The sequence below is a fragment of the Chitinophaga sp. GbtcB8 genome (assembly GCF_019091455.1).
GTDB lineage: Bacteria > Bacteroidota > Bacteroidia > Chitinophagales > Chitinophagaceae > Chitinophaga.
Genome location: NZ_JAGXJN010000001.1, coordinates 100,307 through 116,232, shown reverse-complemented (window position 1 = coordinate 116,232; position 15,926 = coordinate 100,307). Strand labels below are relative to the sequence as shown.

Annotated in this window: 15 protein-coding genes; 12 read left to right on the top strand and 3 right to left on the bottom strand. The window is 46.9% G+C overall.

Going from position 1 to position 15,926, the window contains the following annotated elements:
* Nucleotides 1–5: 5 nt before the first annotated feature.
* From KVT36_RS00525 to KVT36_RS00515, 3 genes are read right to left on the bottom strand one after another with little or no spacing between them, the layout of a single operon-like run.
* Nucleotides 6–890 carry an SAM-dependent methyltransferase gene (locus tag KVT36_RS00525; protein ID WP_217601556.1) on the bottom strand — a complete coding sequence of 295 codons (885 nt, stop codon included), beginning with the start codon at nt 888–890 and terminating at the stop codon, nt 6–8.
* Nucleotides 891–902: 12 nt separating this feature from the next.
* Nucleotides 903–1,433, bottom strand: a complete 531-nt coding sequence (locus tag KVT36_RS00520; RefSeq protein WP_217601555.1) for a DinB family protein — start codon at nt 1,431–1,433, stop codon at nt 903–905.
* A complete protein-coding gene (locus KVT36_RS00515) occupies nt 1,430–2,293 on the bottom strand; it encodes a class I SAM-dependent methyltransferase (RefSeq protein ID WP_254639807.1) in 864 nt (287 codons plus the stop codon). Before KVT36_RS00515 ends, KVT36_RS00520 begins: the two co-directional genes overlap by 4 nt.
* Nucleotides 2,294–2,652: 359 nt before the next feature.
* Here KVT36_RS00515 and KVT36_RS00510 point away from each other — a divergent pair, with 359 nt between their 5' ends.
* The 12 genes from KVT36_RS00510 to KVT36_RS00455 all read left to right on the top strand — a co-directional run bounded on the left by KVT36_RS00510 (nt 2,653) and on the right by KVT36_RS00455 (nt 15,906).
* Nucleotides 2,653–4,827, top strand: coding sequence for an outer membrane beta-barrel family protein (locus tag KVT36_RS00510; RefSeq protein ID WP_217601553.1), 2,175 nt, complete (start codon nt 2,653–2,655; stop codon nt 4,825–4,827).
* Between the two features lie 154 nt (nt 4,828–4,981).
* Nucleotides 4,982–8,116 (top strand): lantibiotic dehydratase, encoded by a 3,135-nt coding sequence (locus tag KVT36_RS00505; RefSeq protein WP_217601552.1) that lies wholly within the window; start codon nt 4,982–4,984, stop codon nt 8,114–8,116.
* A gap of 79 nt (nt 8,117–8,195) precedes the next feature.
* A complete protein-coding gene (locus KVT36_RS00500) occupies nt 8,196–8,390 on the top strand; it encodes a class I lanthipeptide (protein WP_217601551.1) in 195 nt (64 codons plus the stop codon).
* Nucleotides 8,391–8,508: 118 nt separating this feature from the next.
* Nucleotides 8,509–9,831: a S41 family peptidase gene (locus tag KVT36_RS00495; RefSeq protein ID WP_217601550.1), complete on the top strand. Its 1,323-nt coding sequence runs from the start codon at nt 8,509–8,511 to the stop codon at nt 9,829–9,831.
* A 60-nt stretch (nt 9,832–9,891) separates the two neighbouring features.
* Complete coding sequence (locus KVT36_RS00490) at nt 9,892–10,980, top strand: sensor histidine kinase (RefSeq protein ID WP_217601549.1); 1,089 nt, start codon at nt 9,892–9,894, stop codon at nt 10,978–10,980.
* Nucleotides 10,981–10,991: 11 nt separating this feature from the next.
* Nucleotides 10,992–11,717, top strand: coding sequence for a LytTR family DNA-binding domain-containing protein (locus KVT36_RS00485; RefSeq protein ID WP_217601548.1), 726 nt, complete (start codon nt 10,992–10,994; stop codon nt 11,715–11,717).
* Nucleotides 11,718–11,817: 100 nt separating this feature from the next.
* Nucleotides 11,818–12,987: a lanthionine synthetase C family protein gene (locus KVT36_RS00480; RefSeq protein ID WP_217601547.1), complete on the top strand. Its 1,170-nt coding sequence runs from the start codon at nt 11,818–11,820 to the stop codon at nt 12,985–12,987.
* A gap of 22 nt (nt 12,988–13,009) precedes the next feature.
* A complete protein-coding gene (locus KVT36_RS00475) occupies nt 13,010–13,663 on the top strand; it encodes a response regulator transcription factor (protein WP_217601546.1) in 654 nt (217 codons plus the stop codon).
* Nucleotides 13,664–13,859: 196 nt separating this feature from the next.
* Nucleotides 13,860–14,036: a hypothetical protein gene (locus KVT36_RS00470; protein ID WP_217601545.1), complete on the top strand. Its 177-nt coding sequence runs from the start codon at nt 13,860–13,862 to the stop codon at nt 14,034–14,036.
* 46 nt (nt 14,037–14,082) lie between these two features.
* The gene (locus KVT36_RS00465) at nt 14,083–14,256 is read left to right on the top strand and encodes a hypothetical protein (protein WP_217601544.1); all 174 of its coding nucleotides are present in this window, start codon (nt 14,083–14,085) and stop codon (nt 14,254–14,256) included.
* An 81-nt stretch (nt 14,257–14,337) separates the two neighbouring features.
* A complete protein-coding gene (locus tag KVT36_RS00460) occupies nt 14,338–14,535 on the top strand; it encodes a hypothetical protein (protein ID WP_217601543.1) in 198 nt (65 codons plus the stop codon).
* Between the two features lie 51 nt (nt 14,536–14,586).
* On the top strand, nt 14,587–15,906 hold the full coding sequence (locus KVT36_RS00455; protein ID WP_217601542.1) for a hypothetical protein: 1,320 nt from the start codon (nt 14,587–14,589) through the stop codon (nt 15,904–15,906).
* Nucleotides 15,907–15,926 lie beyond the last annotated feature (20 nt).

Genomic DNA, 15,926 nt, shown 5'->3' with positions numbered 1-15,926 from the left:
AAATACTATTTTACCACAGCCATTGCTACCCGGTAAAATTCATATCCGCGCATTTGTAATGCTTTTTCTCCAAAGTACATCCGGCGGAAATCTTCTGCGCCTTCATCATACAGCAGCTCCATATTATATTCCGCCAGGAAATGCGGCAGGTAAGCAGGATCCAGCCCCATGTTCCAGGGCTCCTTTACTTTTTTAAGCAGGCGTATAATGCTGGCAGCGCCGTGAAAGCGGGATGGGTCTTCCATCATCTCTTTAATTACATAGGTAAAAATAATGCGGGTGCCGGAGGGAAAACCCTTGAAGTAGTCGAACATGATCCTGCCCATGGTGGCAGTAAAATTATTGACCGCACCTTCCCATATGAACAGGGTTTTATAATGATCGGCTCTCATCAGGTTACTGATGCAGTCCTGCGGTTGCTGGTAAGAAAAATCCATGGACACATAGTCCACATGTACAAGCGGTTTGTTACGCACCTTATCCAGCAGCTGTTGTTTATATTCCAGTGTAACAGGCCGGTCCATTTCCACAAACTGTACCCTTTCCCGCAGCTGCAGCCGGTGTGCACGGGTATCAAACCCTGATCCCAGTATCATTACCTGGTTCACGCCATGGTCCTGTATAGCGCGGATGGTCATTACATCTATTAAGCGGGTGCGGGCCACAATAGCACTATGCGCGCCCGGCCAGAAGTAATTGATATACCTGGGTACGGCCCATTTAAAGAATGGATAAACAGAAAGAAAGGCCCACATTTTTAATGAGGGAGGCAGGAACACTTTAGCAAAGGGATCTGTGAACAGCCGTTCCCTGGATGGTTTGCTGGATTCTAACGCGCGAAAAAATGCAGTAAGTACAGTGGTTCTCCTGGCACGCACCAGTGATGACATAACGGGAATTTTTTATGGATTCGTATTTTCCAGGCTTGCTTCGATCCGGTTGATCTGCTGCAAATGCCTTTCCGTATGGTAAATGAGATAATAGGCCCATTCCAGCCTTGTCAGGTAGCCAAATTTGGCATGTTCCAGCTTTTCACATAGCCATTCCAGTGGTGCCTTTTGAAGCGCTTCTTTAATAAGCTCGCGGTTCTGGCGAAAGGCCTGGCTAAAGCTTTTTATATTATCATAACCGCCGTCCAGGGTTTCCGGATCGCCGCTTATGCGCAAGCGCTGGTCAAATTCCAGGAAATTTTTATTCAGCTCTTCCAGCTTACTGTCCGGCGCACGGTCTTCCAGGGGGTGGGAGGGGCCTTGTAATGCTTTTGCTACTGCCTGTTCTGAGATCAGGATATGTTCCGCACATTCCATAATGCTCCATTCTGTACGTGGATTCTTTAACTGCAGTTTAGCCGCAGGGATGGTATCCAATATGTCCAGTAAAAGATTGGTATTATTGTCAAGATCGGTATTTAGTTGTTGGATAGCAGGTATCATGACTCAATTGTTTTTACTTTCACGCTGGCCATTGCTACATTATACCATTTATATCCTTTCATATGGTCTGCCCGTTTGCCATAATATAACCGCCTGTAAGTTTCAGCGCCTGTAAACTGCTCCAGCTGCAGATCGTAGGCTTCTAAAAATTCCCGGAAGCGGGCAGGGGCCTGGTCATAGTTCCGGTCGTTAGGGTGTTCCTGCAACAGCCTTGTTACAGGCATAGCGTCAATAAACATGCCCGGATTTTTTGCAGCATACGTAAATATGAAGCGCGTGCCTTCGGGAAAACGCTGAAAATAACCAAACATTTTATCGCTATTGTTACCCGGGAAAACACGGTGAATATCTTCCCAGATAAACAGGGTATGGTAGTGGGCCCGCTGCAATTGTAATGGTAATACATCGCCAGGCATTTGAGTGGCCAGGTCCATCGGAATATAATCAACCAGCGTCATAGGCGGTTGCGGAAGCTGCTGTAATACCTGCCGTTTAAGGGTTTGCCGCTGTGGGTAATCCACTTCCACAAACTGCACAGCAGCAGCAGCCGGCAGCCGGTGCGCACGGCAATCATAACCGGCGCCCAGGATCACTACCTGTTTTACCTGGTGCCGCTCTATGCACGACATGATCAGATCATCCACCAGCCGCGTACAGGCAGCTGTAGTTGCAAAACGGCCAGGGTAGCGCTTTTCCATACACCAATTTATTAAAGGGTACAGGAGCGGCTGTTTGAGCAGCCATAATAAACATCTTAGTCCGGGGGATAAAAAGGCCTCAGCATAGGGATCATAGAACAGACGCTCATGGGGTGGGCGGCTTGATACTACGGCGCGATAAAATGCTTTGTACTCGGCCATTTTACTGGTATCAACCAGGGGCATAGCAAATAACAATAATTGAGGGTGTAAGAATTATTAATTGATCACTATTTGAAACACGTTGGTTGTTGTATCCTGATGGTAAGCTTCCGTACACGTTCTTTGCATCCGGTGATGCATTCTTTTCTGGTTGATGACTTTTGTAAATATAAAGATTACGAAGGATTCAATAATGAAATTGTCATATTTTTATTTGTATAATCACACCTTCGTGTGAGGGTGCCCCGCAGGTTGGTACCGCTAAAGTGAGCGTTGGTGTAATGTTTTTTTAACACGAAACATACAAACATAGGTTTGTATCAATATATTTAAGAAAATTCTAGGAGAACCCGTACTGCATGAAATCCAAAATAACCCAAAGCGCGACCATGATGTGGCTAATGGCCTGTGTATGCTGGCATAGCATACAGGCCCAGTCCACAGACAGTTTGCGCCGGAAGGAGCTGCAGGCAGTAACAGTAAAGGGCGCCAAACCTTTCATTGTAATGCGGGCCGATAAAATTATCATGAACGTATCGGAGAGCCCCATAGCCGCAGGAGGCGATGCCTTACAGGTGTTATCCCATGCACCGGGCGTAATAGATCAGGGTAATGGTAATTATGAGCTGCGCGGTAAAAAAGTAACCGTGCTGGTAGATGGAAAGGACAGCCGCCTTTCCGGTGAAGAGCTGAAAGAATGGCTCAGCAGCCAGCCGGCCGGTAACATTGACCGTATAGAGCTTATAGGCAACCCGCCCGCCCGTTATGACGCCAAAGGCGCCGCTATTATCAATATTATTACTTCAAAGAACCGGAACTTCGGAACCAACGGTACGCTTACCGCAGGTATAGGCGCAGGCCAATATACACGCTACGTAGCCGGCCTGGGATTAAACTACCGCAATCAGCAGCTGAATGTATATGGTAATTACGATTACCAGTACAATAAGCAATACTACGATCTTCATTCCATCCGCCTGCTGGATGCTAATACAAACATCCGGGAAAACAGCTGGGAAACCAGGGAGCGTAACAATCATTCCTTTAAGGCCGGCGCCGACTACGATATTAATCCGCGTAGCTCCGTTGGCGTTATGCTTAAAGGATTGCTGAACTACCGCTACCGCAAAATGAGCACCACCTCCGTAAGGGATTACAACGGGCAGGCAGCAGATTCCTTTTCTACCGTAGCCACCGGTGGCGACCTGCAGCTCTTTAACCCATCTGTAAATGTATACTACAAAACAGATTTTGATACCAGCGGTAAACAGCTCACCGTGAATGCGGACTACTTCAATTATAACAAAAGCTGGGACGATGATTATGTTACCAATTTTTACGATCCCAAAGGAGTAGTGCTGGAAGCGCCTTACCTGCTGCGCGATAACTCGCCCGCCAATAATACCATTACCTCCATAGCGGCAGATTATACGCAGCCCTTGTGGAAAGGCAAGCTGGAAGCAGGTTTGAAAACCACCTTTACAACAACGGATAATGATATACGCTGGGAGCAGAAAATGGCAAATACCTGGAAAATAGACAGCGGCAAAACCAACCACTTCATTTACCGGGAAAATATTTTTGCCGCGTATGCCAGCTATGACCGCAGCATTAAAAAGTTTGACCTGCAGCTTGGCCTGCGTGCAGAGCAAACGCATATGAAAGGCGCCTCTTTAACATTGGATCAAACCAATACCCGCAACCAGTTTAATTTATTTCCCTCCTTTGCAGTAATGTATAACCAGTCCGCCAAACATCAGTATGGTTTGTCGTACCGCAAAAGTATAGAGCGTTTCAGCTTTAATATTGTAAACCCTTTTGTAACCTATGTAAGCCAGTATTTTTATTACCAGGGTAACCCTAACATCCGCCCATCCATCGGGCATAGCTTTGAGCTGTCCTACACCTATAACAACGAATTATTCACTACGCTCAGCTACCAGCGTTACAACCAGGTGCTTACGGACATTTACCGGAAAGATACCGGCAACGTGGTGATCAGCACCTACACCAACCTGCGCGCTGCTTATGCCGTAAATGCCAGCATTACCCATTCAAAAGGTTTTTTTGAAAATAAGTGGATGAGCACTAATACCGTAATGGCCACCTATGCAAAGTATAATGAAAAAGGCAGCGAGCAGCTTACCAATGCCGGCGCAGGCGTGTATGTAAACACCAGCAACACCTTTACGCTTACCAAGGGATTAACGGCAGAGTTGTCGGCCACCTATAATTCGCCCATGGCCTTTGGCGTTTATAAAATGAAATCCCGTTACTATATAGATGCGGGTATCTCTAAAAGCATCCTGCATAATGCAGGCAGGCTTACGCTGAACGCAACAGACATCTTTAACACACTAACAACAAAATACGATGTAGCTTCCTTTGGCGTTGTCTCCTCATATGAAAATAAGGTAGAGTCACGTTTTGTACGCCTGGTGTTCTCTTACAAATTTGGCAACCAGCGCGTAAAAGCCGCCAGGAACCGCAAAACCGGCATTGAGAAAGAGCAGCGGAGAATGGAAGGAAATTAATCAGCAGTATTTTATATCAGCATAGGAAAACATATCTAAACCTTTATCCGTAATTTAACCGGCCTTTATTTTTGACCACGTAAAAACCTAAACCACAGGTATCCGTTTATCCTTTTACCGCTTCCGTTTGATTACCCGTAAAAGCAATTATGCTATGAACCCTTTATATGCTTTTAACGACCGCCTGGTGCTGAGAACGCCCAGGTATCCTTTAACCGCCCTTACCAATGGCATGGATGTGCAAAAGCTGCTGCACGACAATGCCTTCCTGGAAGCCATTTACCTGGCATCCCCCGTTTTATATGAAGCCTGCGTAAAATGGCGCGATGGGCATATAACCGGGAAAAAAGAAATAGAAAAGCTGACCCGTTCCCTGTTTAAATATTACATCCGGATGAGCAGCCGCTGCACGCCGTTCGGTCTCTTTTCCGGCTGCAGCGTTGTGAGCTGGAACCGGGAAGCTACTGCAGTTAAGGTGCAGGGAATGCGGCGGCATACCCGGCTGGATATGCATTACCTGTGCGCCCTGGCAGCACAGCTGTCCGTGCTGCCGGGCATTCACCAAAAGTTACTGTACTACCCTAACAGCAGCGTATATACGATAGGAGATGAGCTGCGTTACGTGGAATACCTGTATACGAACGGCAGGCGTATTCACCAGATCAGTGCCGTACAGGCATCTGAATACCTGCAGCGCGTAGTAAGCGCAGCCGGCAAAGGCGCTACTATCCAGCAGTTAGGCAGCCGGCTGGTATCCGCCTCCATTACAGAAAAGGAAGCACAGGCGTTTATTGAAGAATTGATACAGGCACAGGTGCTGGTAAGTGAAATGGAGCCCGCTATTACCGGCCGGGAATTTATTCACCAGCTCATAAGTATACTGGAAAGAATAGCGGAAGAAGGGGATGCCGTTGTGCTGCATGCGTTGGATATACTGCGCAGGGTAGATGATTGCCTGCGTACGCTGGATGCGGGCAACGGCAGTGATGTAGCGCAATACGGGTTTATCATGCAATTGCTGGATGAGCTGGGAGTGGCTTATGACGAAAGTAAATTATTCCAGGCCGATATGGTGCAGCAAGCCGCCGGCCCGGGCATACATATCACCTTACAGCAACAGCTGCAGGAAGCGCTGGAAGTAATGAACAAGCTGGCAGCCTGCAAAAACCATCCGGACCTGCAGGCATTTAAACAGCGCTTCCGCCAGCGCTATGATGAAAAGGAAATGCCCCTGCTGGAAGTGCTGGATACGGAAACCGGCATCGGGTACATCAACGGCAGCAGCAGCAACAACATTACCCCGCTGGTAGATGATGTGACGGTAGGCCATCGTGAAAGAGAACACCATTACACCTGGGGGCAGCTGGAAACCTTACGGCATAAGTGGCTGCTGGAAGCATACACCGGCGGACGGTATAACATTGACATAAATGAGACTGATCTGCAGGGTCTTACTGCTGACTGGAATGATCTGCCGCCTTCTTTTTCCCTGATGTTCCGCATTCTGGAAGATGCGCCCTGCACACTTTACATTGAAAGCGCAGGCGGTTCCAGCGCAGCCAGCCTGCTGGGGCGTTTTGCCCATGCTGATGCCGCCATTCATACCATGGTAAGCAATATAACGCGGCAGGAACAGGAGTGCGACCCCGGCATTGTGTATGCAGAAGTGATACACCTGCCTGAAAGCCGCACCGGCAATGTGCTGCTGCACCCCGCTTTCAGGGAATATGAAATTCCCTACCTGGCCCGCTCATCCCGCAATAAGGAGCAGCAGATCGATGTGCAGGACCTGTATGTATCCGTGAAAAATGACCGGGTAGTATTACACTCGCGCCGTTTGGGAAAAGAGATCATACCCCGTTTAAGCACCGCGCATAATTACACCAATAATGCATTACCGGTATACCGTTTCCTCTGTGATCTGCAATCACAGGATAAAAGGGCGGCGCTTGGCTTTGACTGGGGACCGCTGGAAGAGCAATATTATTTCCTGCCGCGCATTACCTATAAGCATACCATACTGCAGCTGGCCACCTGGTGTTTCCGGCAGCAGCACATTCAGCACCTGCTATCCCTGGAAGGAACGGTTTTGCAGGAAGCAGTGAGCCGCTTCCGGGAACAATGGCGCCTGCCGCAGTACCTGGTGCTGGCAGATGGGGATAATGAGCTGCTGGTAGACCTTAATAATAATGTGATGGTAAGCACCTGGCTGGAAACAATAAAACAGCGGCAACGTTTTACAATGCGGGAGTTCATTCACCAGCAGCAGCAGGTAACAGACCAGCAGGGCAATGGGTATGTGAACCAGCTGGTGGCTGTGCTGAACAGGCAGGCCCCTGCATATGCCGGCGCCGGTATTGTTAACCCCACGGAAATTTACCAGGAGCCGCTGCAACGGCAGTTTGTGCCCGGCAGCGAATGGCTGTATTATAAGCTGTATTGCGGCGTAAGATCAGCAGATAAGATCCTGCTGCAGGCGGTAAAACCCCTGGTAGCCCTGCTGGAACAAGCCGGGCGTATTGATAAATGGTTCTTTATCCGGTATAATGATCCGGAGTTTCATCTCCGTTTGCGCTTTCACGTTACTGCAGTATCACAGGTAGGTGGTATTATGAATAAGGTGCATGAATACCTGCAGCCCTTTATTACAGCCGGTTATATTCACAAGTTGCAGCTGGATACCTATAACCGGGAAGCAGAACGTTATGGCAGCAACAGCATGGAGCTGGCGGAAACATTTTTTCACCTGGACAGTGTAGCCTGCACCACCATGCTGGAAAATACCGGCGGGGATGAGCGGGAGCATATCCGCTGGCTGTGGGGATTGCGCGCCGTGGATGAGCTGCTTAGCTGCTTTCGCTTAACCGCCGCAGAAAAGCGTGGCCTGGTGCTGCCGCTGAAAACAGCCTTTGCCGCAGAATTTAATATGGATAAAACATTAAAGCGCCAGCTGGATGAGAAGTACCGCCGGTACCGTGCAGACATTGAACGGATCCTGGAGCCGGCGCGGGACCAGCAGCATGAGCTGTTTACCTTAATAAACATCCTGCAGGAAAGATCTGCTGCTATGATGCCGCTGGCAGCTGAAATATTATATTTACAGGAAACGGGAAAACTACAGGTGCCCTTGCCAAACCTGCTGGCCAGCTACCTGCATATGATGATTAACCGTATAGCCCTTGCAGATGCCCGTAAGCAGGAAATGGTGATGTATGATTTCCTGGCCAGGCACTACCAGTCACTGGTAGCGCGGGCCGGATTGGTACCTACAATCAGCGGTTTCATGTAACCATTTTAAGCCGGGCCGCTTTACTAGGTAATTTTATAACAACAAATTTTTTGTCTCACAATTTTAACCCGTTCAACAAATGAAAACAACCCTTTCAAACACAGAAAAGAAACTGCTGCTTAACAAGATCACTATTATCCGTCTGGATGCCGATAAGTTAAGCAAGATCGTGGGTGGTAATAAATCACAGGAAGATGGAGAATCTACCCGGCCGGAATGCGGTAACACCCAAAAAACCACCAACCACATACAGATCAAGGACAACACGTTCTAAGGGCATTTAACCAAAAAGGTAATTAATGATGCGTTATATTTTGCTGCTTTACTTATGTATGTTTTGCATGAAGGTGTGCGCACAACAATGTGGTTGTGCTGAAAACTTTCAGGCAGTGATGGATAAGATGAGAACGAACTATATAGGTTACAACGATAAGATAACTGCGCAGAACAGGAACGCATTTAACCAGCTTACCGACAGCGTAAAGCAGCAGGCGCTTACAGCAGATACGCGTACATGCCTGCTGCTTATGTCGCGCTGGGTAGCATTTTTTAAAGACGGGCATGTATCCGTTACGCTGAATGATGATACTGCCCACCAGAGCACCATCCGCCAGCTGTTCAGCAATACGGAGCAGATGCCTGTAACAGAACAGCAGCTGGTAAGCTATTTGAATGAACAACCATCGCCGGATACCCTGGAAGGTATCTGGGAAGATGAAACGGCCTCTTACCGCATTGGTATTAAACGCCGGAAGCCCGGCTCCCCTGAGCTTACCGCATTTGTATTAAAAGCAGATAGCCTGTACTGGATGCCCGGGCAGGTGAAAATGAAACTGGAAAAAAAAGGCAGTAAGTATAACCTGAGCGCCTATTATAACCGCACGCATATCCTTTCCACACCGGTTATAACGGCAGTTAACAGGTCTGTGCTTACCATCAGCGGAATAGGCAACTGGTATAAGCAGTATCCTGATAAGGATAAAGCAGCTGCTATACTGGCCGCAGATCCGTACCGGCCGTATTTTAAAGTGCTGGATAAAAACACCTGCTTACTGGCCATACCCAGTGCTATGCTTAACTACAAAAGTGAAATAGACAGCCTGCTTAAAGCAAATGATGCGCTCATAAAACGTACAGCCAATTTTATTATTGATGTACGCGGTAACGGCGGCGGATCTGTATTATGCTTTGAAAATTTATTGCCACTCCTTTATACACGGCCTTTCATCTCCAAAGGGGCAGCTGTGATGGCTACGCCCGATAATATCCGTGATTATTACGAATTAACGGATTTCCCCAATGTATCAGACAGTATGAAGCAGGTATTTAAAAAAGAAGCCCGGGACCTTTGGGCCCACCAGGGCGGCATTTATAACCTGTGGCCGGGTGATACCCTTGCCTTTAATACTGTACTGGCTTATCCGCGGAAAGTGGCTATACTTATTAATGAGGAATGTGCCAGCAGCACAGAGCTTTTTTTAATTAAGGCCCGGCAGAGCAGCAAGGTAACTATGTACGGCAGGCATACCATGGGTGTCGTGGATTATGCAGATGCCGCTACTACCCGGCTGCCCTGCTCTCTTTTCCGGTTAAGGTATTCCACCTCCAGATCAAACCGTTTACCGGAAGAGCGAATAGACAATATCGGTATTCAGCCCCAGGTAAAAATACCAGCCAATGTAAAGGATTGGGTGGAATATGTAAGAATACTTTAGTATTTTAGAAACAAGCAGTACACAATGTTTTTTATCAGGCAAAAAAGATACAGGGTGATCATGATCCACGTGCTGGCGTGGACTATCCACGTATTGCTGGGTACTGTACGGCAGTTGTTTGACCCCGGTGAAACCCTTAATATTAACGTACTGGATCTGATTGTAACGGAACTGCCCTGTGTATATATTTTTTATATGCACTACTGGATCCTGGTAAAATTTTTAAGCACCCGCAAATACCTGCTGCTTTTCTTTGCAGAAATAGCGCTCTTTTTCTCCTGTGATGGGATCTACTACATTACCGGTTATATCATAGCCCCCCTCATTAATAAGAATGAAGCAGTGCCTGCTTTTGATTTTATCCGGCACTCCGTATATACCTTATGGTTATATTCTATCTATGGTTTTTTCTCTTTCGGTTATTACTTCGGTACGCAGGCAGTAAAAAAAGAAAAACAGCTGGGCGTTATGCAGCTGGAAAAGCTAAAGATAGAGCAGGACCGCCTGCAGGCGGAATATGCTTTTTTACGGGCGCAGATCAATCCCCACTTTTTACATAACACGCTTAACTTCTTTTATGCAAGATCTTTAGGTTATTCGCAGGAGCTGTCAGACGGGATCCTTACCCTCTGTGAAATTATGCGTTACTCCCTTAACAGCGGGGAAGATGAGCAGGGCACTGTATGGCTGGGAAAGGAAATAGAGCACCTGCAAAATGTTATTAAGATCAACCAGCTGCGTTTCAGCAACCGGCTGCAGGTAGAGCTGTGTATTACCGGCGACCTTACCAACATACGTATTATTCCGCTGGTTCTGATCACACTGGTGGAGAATTGCCTGAAACACGGGGAGCTAACCAACAAAGAGGTTCCCGTGATTATAAAACTGGAGGTAGATGCCGGACAGCAACACATTCTTTTTTCTACGTATAACAGAAAGAAGAAAGGTCCCAAGGAGCTATCGCACGGCATTGGGATGGATAACATCCGCAAACGCCTGTATGCCGCTTACAAAGATCAATATACCCTCAATATAAAGGATGAGGCAGATGCCTATACAGCAGCGCTGGTCATCCGCTTAAACACAGATGCTGCCACCGCATTATCCGTTGCCCCGGAAAATGCAGTAATTCCTAAACTTGTAATGTAAACCCGATAATTATGATCAGCTGTATAATAGTGGATGATGAGCAACACGCCATAGATGTATTGATCCACTACATTGGTCAAACACCTTTCCTGCAGCTGGTAAAAGCTACCACCAACCCTATTGAAGCCCTGGAAATGGTGAATACGCAAAAGATAGACCTTGTATTCCTGGATATACAAATGCCGGAGCTTTCCGGCCTGGATGTAGCCCGCACCATACAGGGCAAGGCTAAAGTGATCCTTACTACCGCCTATAGCGAGTTTGCCGCAGAAGGTTTTGACCTGGAAGTGGTAGACTACCTGCTGAAGCCTATTCCTTTACCGCGCTTTTTTAAAGCAGTGCAGCGGGTGCTGAATACCGTTACATCATCCGTAACAGCAACGCCTAATGAAGAGAGCATTGAGGACGATTACATTTTTGTAAAAACAGAGCTGAAAGGAAAGATGCTGAAAATTAACCTGCGGGATATTGATTATATAGAAGGTATGAAAAACTATGTAGCCATTTACCATGCCGGCCAGAAAACCATGGCCCTGCTGAATATGAAGGACCTGGAAGAAAGGCTGCCCAAAAAATATTTCCTGCGGGTACATAAATCCTACATTGTATCCGTGAATAAAATTGTAGCCATAGAAGGTAACCTGGTAGTATTAAAAAATGTAAAAGCAGAAATACTGCTGGGAGAAACCTACCGTAATAGTTTTTACGACCTCATGAAACACAAGCTGATGGGGTGATGCAAGCTGCTTGATCCCTATAATTTCCCGGTTGGTGTAGAGAATTAGCAGTAGCACAGGCGCGTGAATAAATTTGTTGCAAATAAAGAGTACAGCCGAAATGCAACAGATCGCGCAAAAACAACTGGACAATATTAACAGGGTACTGGGGGGGCAAACCAGCAATAACGATACTTTCACACAGGGTAAGCTGGGCCTTATTTATTATTACTATCACCTGTACAAGGTAACAGACTCCGCCACGCTGAAACAGCAAACCAATCAATTGCTGCAGCAGGTTTTTTCCGGTATTTATTCCGCCAACCCCACACTGGTAGGGCCGTCCCTAAGCACCGGCGGCGCAGGTTTTGGTTACACCGTTAACCTGATGCACCGCGAAGGGTTCCTGCAGCTGGAAGCAGAAAATGAGCTGGATGCCCTGGACGATTACCTGTTTAAAACCGCCCGTGGTTTTGTAGAAGAAGATAACATTGATTACCTGCATGGCGCTTTGGGGGTGGTACAATATTTTTCCGGCAGGCAGCAGGGCGCAGCAAAACAGTATGCCGATGTATTAATTGAAAAGATCTGCAAACGCGCCGTGCAGGAAGAAGCCGGCTGCTGGTTCAGGAATAACCTGATCCGGGTAGACGGGAAGCAGGTGATAAACTTTAGCCTGTCGCATGGCCTGTGCGGCATATTATTAACCCTGTTAAAAGTACATGCCGGCTCAGCGCACCAGGACCTGATCGCTAACACCGTAAAAGAAGGCATCCGCTTTATCCTGAAGCATAAAATAGATGTAGACTTCTCCCGTAACGAGTACTCTTTTTTCCCGCTCATGATTGCCCGCGATGCACATGAAATAATAACACCCGACCGTATGGGCTGGTGCTGCGGCGACCTGAATGAGGTGCTGCTGTTTTACCGGGCCGCTAAATTGTTTGGGGATGATGGCCTGCTGCGTTTAGCCAACCTGATTGGTATGCAAAGCATGATGCGGAAAGACGGCCCATCTACCCAGGCCACTACCGCCGCCTTTTGCCATGGAGCCGCGGGGCTGGCGCAAAGCTGCCGCATATTATACCGGGAAACAGGATTCCCGGTGTACCGGGATGGATATGAACACTGGCTGCAAAGAACCATTTTGCTGCTGGAAGAAGAATTACCCAAAGGCGTATACGCCGGCAAAGAAGAAGCCCTCCTGGATGGATTAACAGGCATTGCATTAACATTACTCTCCTACATATCTGATAAAGCGCTCAATTGGAGCAGCGTGTTATTGTTGTAGTACCCTTAAACTTATGCACAACATGAAAACCGCAATTATTTTAAAGCAGAATATTAACAGTGCAAAGCTGATAGCAGAATACCTGAAAGAAAAATGTATCCAGGTGCTGCATATCACAGATAACCCCGACGTTATAGTACGGCAGGCGGTATGGCAATGCGATATTGTGATCATAGACAAAAGCCTGCCGGAAAGCTTCAGCGGCCTGGAGCTGGCGCGCACTATCAAAAAAAGATCGCCCAAAACCTATTGCATTGTTTGTATACTGCCGGAAGACTTTCACGCTAACCTGGCGCTGTACTATGATGTAAATGGCTACCTGTCTGTAAACCACTCCCTCACCGACCTGGTGGCCTGTATAGAAACCATACAGGAAGGTTACCGCTACCTGTGCCCTGCCATTAAAGAACATATAGGCGAACCTGCGCTGCAGGAGCATGCCTTACAGGAACCCATATACGATATTTCAGAGCAGGAGAAAAAGGTGCTGCAATTAATGCTTTCAGGCATGAAAGCAAAAGATATAGCAGACCAGTTGTACATCAGCGTAAATACGTTGAACAATCATAAAACAAATATCCGCAACAAGCTGAAACTCCACAGCAACAGGGAATTGCTGTCATTTGCAGTAAAAAATAATATTGTAAAGCTGAAGTATGCATCCGTATTCAGATAGTAATATTCTGCTATCACGCATCGTAAAATGGTAAGTAATTGCTATTGTTTCAGGGCTGATAAAATGCAAAATTTGAGTATTGATTGAAACGGAACTTTTGAGGTTAATATCGATATAAAAGTTAGCGCTAAAACAAATACCCAAAGACCCCATCAGATCATCAACTGCATTTATCACCCTTAAAACCCATCTAAACATGGAACAGAAACAACAACCTTCTAACATGAAGGAATTCCTGGGAGCAAAAATTATCTCCCCGCTGGAACAGGAAAAATTAACCGGCGGTAATGTTAGCGAAGACGAAGTAGCTGGCGAAAAAGAGAAAAAGAAAGACTCCAAGCTGAAAATTAAAGTAGGCCTGGAAACTGCCTAAGGAATTAAAACAATTATTTACCACACCCACCCAAAAACAACACAAAATGGAAAACAAACAAAATTTCGACGCAAAATCCTTCCTGGCTGCAAGAACCATCTCTCCCCTGGAACAGGAAAAACTGATTGGCGGTAACGTTGAAGCAGTAGAAGGCACCAAAAAGAAAAAAGACAAGAAATCTGAAACAGAGATCGAGGTAACAATACCCATCGGCTTATAATTCAAACCACGGATGGATTGGCCCATAAAGCCAATCCATCCTTCTCATAAAAATACCATTGAACCCTTAAAACCCACAAAGATGAAAACTCCTGAAAAAGAAAAATTCAATCCCCGGGCATTCTTAAACGCCAGAATTATTTCTCCCCTGGAACAGGAAAAGCTGGTAGGCGGTAACGTAATAGAAGAAGATGAGGCAGACAGTGAAAAGAAAAAAGTAAAGGAAAAGAAAAAAATAAAAGGCACAGCACCCACCCAGCCAACCACAGGGCTTATCTAACAGCCGGTTAAGCTCACCGGTTCCTTTATCACATGCTTAAAATGTAAAACTATGTTGTCAGAAATTATACCGTCCGCTAAGGCATCACCAGCAGCGCCGTCTAAAATAGACAGTGCCTGGTGGGACGAGTTCCTGAAGAACTCCAAAAATTTCACCGATACCATTGTGGTGAAAAATGTGCTCTCCGAAAAGGAATGCCATGAAATGACGCAGATGGCCCTGGAAGTGATCCGCGAATTGTGCACACGTAAAACCAATGCCTACGATTTCAGGATCTATATTGATGGCGCGCACAAGAACGGGGATTACATGAACAACCATGTATATCCTTACCCGCCCATGGCAGATGAAGATGTGCCCACCTGGGTGAACCGTGCTTTTGGTGATCAGAAGTTCGGTATGATCATTAACTACGGGGAAAAGTTCTCACATGCCCTTTCTCAACGCCTGGCAGAATATGCTGCGCCCCTGTTAAAGAAAATAGGCATGCCGCTGAACGGTATGTGCGTAACTATTTTCCTGGGTAACTATGCCTACACGCCATTAGGTATTCACCAGGATCATAAAGGGGAGAACGTGATCCACTTTCACCTGGGCCCCGGCGGTAAGGTAATGTACAACTGGGAACCGGATGAGTTTAAGGACCTGCCCAATGCCAAGCAGAACTGCATGGAAATAGAACCCCTGCTGCCTTATGCAAAGAAGTTTGAATTTGGCCGCAGCGATGTTTTTTACATGCCCTGGGATAAGTTCCATGTAGGCAGCTCTGAAGAGCTGTCGCTGGGTGTAACGCTCTGGTTCAACAACCCTACACGCAAAGCGCTGATGTCAAAAATACTGGATGCCATAAAGATCCAGTATGTGAATACAGAAGATCTTACCATTACCACGCCGGAAAAAGACCTGAAAGGTTTTAGCGGTTTCTCTAACATAGAATCCCTGCTGAAGCTGGAAGACAGGCACAAACAGCTGCCCTTTAAAACCTTCCTGAAAGAAGTGTACCAGGAGTATATGTACGCGCTGTACAGCAATGGCGGCTGGTGGGCGCGCCCCCTGTCGCTGGAGCAATCCATTGAGTATAACGAGAACGAGTATGAGCACCTGGCAGATAAATACATCCGCGCCATTTCCCCTTTCCGCGTTTATTATAAAGTATTAACCGCAGAAGAAAAGCTGCTGGTATTTACACGCGCCTCCAAAATCGAGATCAGGTACCATCCCGCACTGGTAAATATCCTGGAAAAGATCAACACAGGCGAAACCCTGGAAGTGCATGTGCTGCTGCAGGAGCTGGCGCAGGACTGGCCGGAAGAAGCTGGGCTGTATTTCCTGTCGCTCATTTACAATAAAAGAGGAATTGAAATTGTGTAACCCATAAACCCCACATAAAA

Excerpts from the sequence above, each read along its gene's own strand:
- KVT36_RS00525 (WP_217601556.1), bottom strand. The coding sequence starts at position 890 with ATGTCATCACTGGTGCGTGCCAGGAGAACCACTGTACTTACTGCATTT.
- KVT36_RS00520 (WP_217601555.1), bottom strand. The coding sequence starts at position 1,433 with ATGATACCTGCTATCCAACAACTAAATACCGATCTTGACAATAATACC.
- KVT36_RS00515 (WP_254639807.1), bottom strand. The coding sequence starts at position 2,293 with ATGGCCGAGTACAAAGCATTTTATCGCGCCGTAGTATCAAGCCGCCCA.
- KVT36_RS00510 (WP_217601553.1), top strand. The coding sequence starts at position 2,653 with ATGAAATCCAAAATAACCCAAAGCGCGACCATGATGTGGCTAATGGCC.
- KVT36_RS00505 (WP_217601552.1), top strand. The coding sequence starts at position 4,982 with ATGAACCCTTTATATGCTTTTAACGACCGCCTGGTGCTGAGAACGCCC.
- KVT36_RS00500 (WP_217601551.1), top strand. The coding sequence starts at position 8,196 with ATGAAAACAACCCTTTCAAACACAGAAAAGAAACTGCTGCTTAACAAG.
- KVT36_RS00495 (WP_217601550.1), top strand. The coding sequence starts at position 8,509 with ATGGATAAGATGAGAACGAACTATATAGGTTACAACGATAAGATAACT.
- KVT36_RS00490 (WP_217601549.1), top strand. The coding sequence starts at position 9,892 with ATGATCCACGTGCTGGCGTGGACTATCCACGTATTGCTGGGTACTGTA.
- KVT36_RS00485 (WP_217601548.1), top strand. The coding sequence starts at position 10,992 with ATGATCAGCTGTATAATAGTGGATGATGAGCAACACGCCATAGATGTA.
- KVT36_RS00480 (WP_217601547.1), top strand. The coding sequence starts at position 11,818 with ATGCAACAGATCGCGCAAAAACAACTGGACAATATTAACAGGGTACTG.
- KVT36_RS00475 (WP_217601546.1), top strand. The coding sequence starts at position 13,010 with ATGAAAACCGCAATTATTTTAAAGCAGAATATTAACAGTGCAAAGCTG.
- KVT36_RS00470 (WP_217601545.1), top strand. The coding sequence starts at position 13,860 with ATGGAACAGAAACAACAACCTTCTAACATGAAGGAATTCCTGGGAGCA.
- KVT36_RS00465 (WP_217601544.1), top strand. The coding sequence starts at position 14,083 with ATGGAAAACAAACAAAATTTCGACGCAAAATCCTTCCTGGCTGCAAGA.
- KVT36_RS00460 (WP_217601543.1), top strand. The coding sequence starts at position 14,338 with ATGAAAACTCCTGAAAAAGAAAAATTCAATCCCCGGGCATTCTTAAAC.
- KVT36_RS00455 (WP_217601542.1), top strand. The coding sequence starts at position 14,587 with ATGTTGTCAGAAATTATACCGTCCGCTAAGGCATCACCAGCAGCGCCG.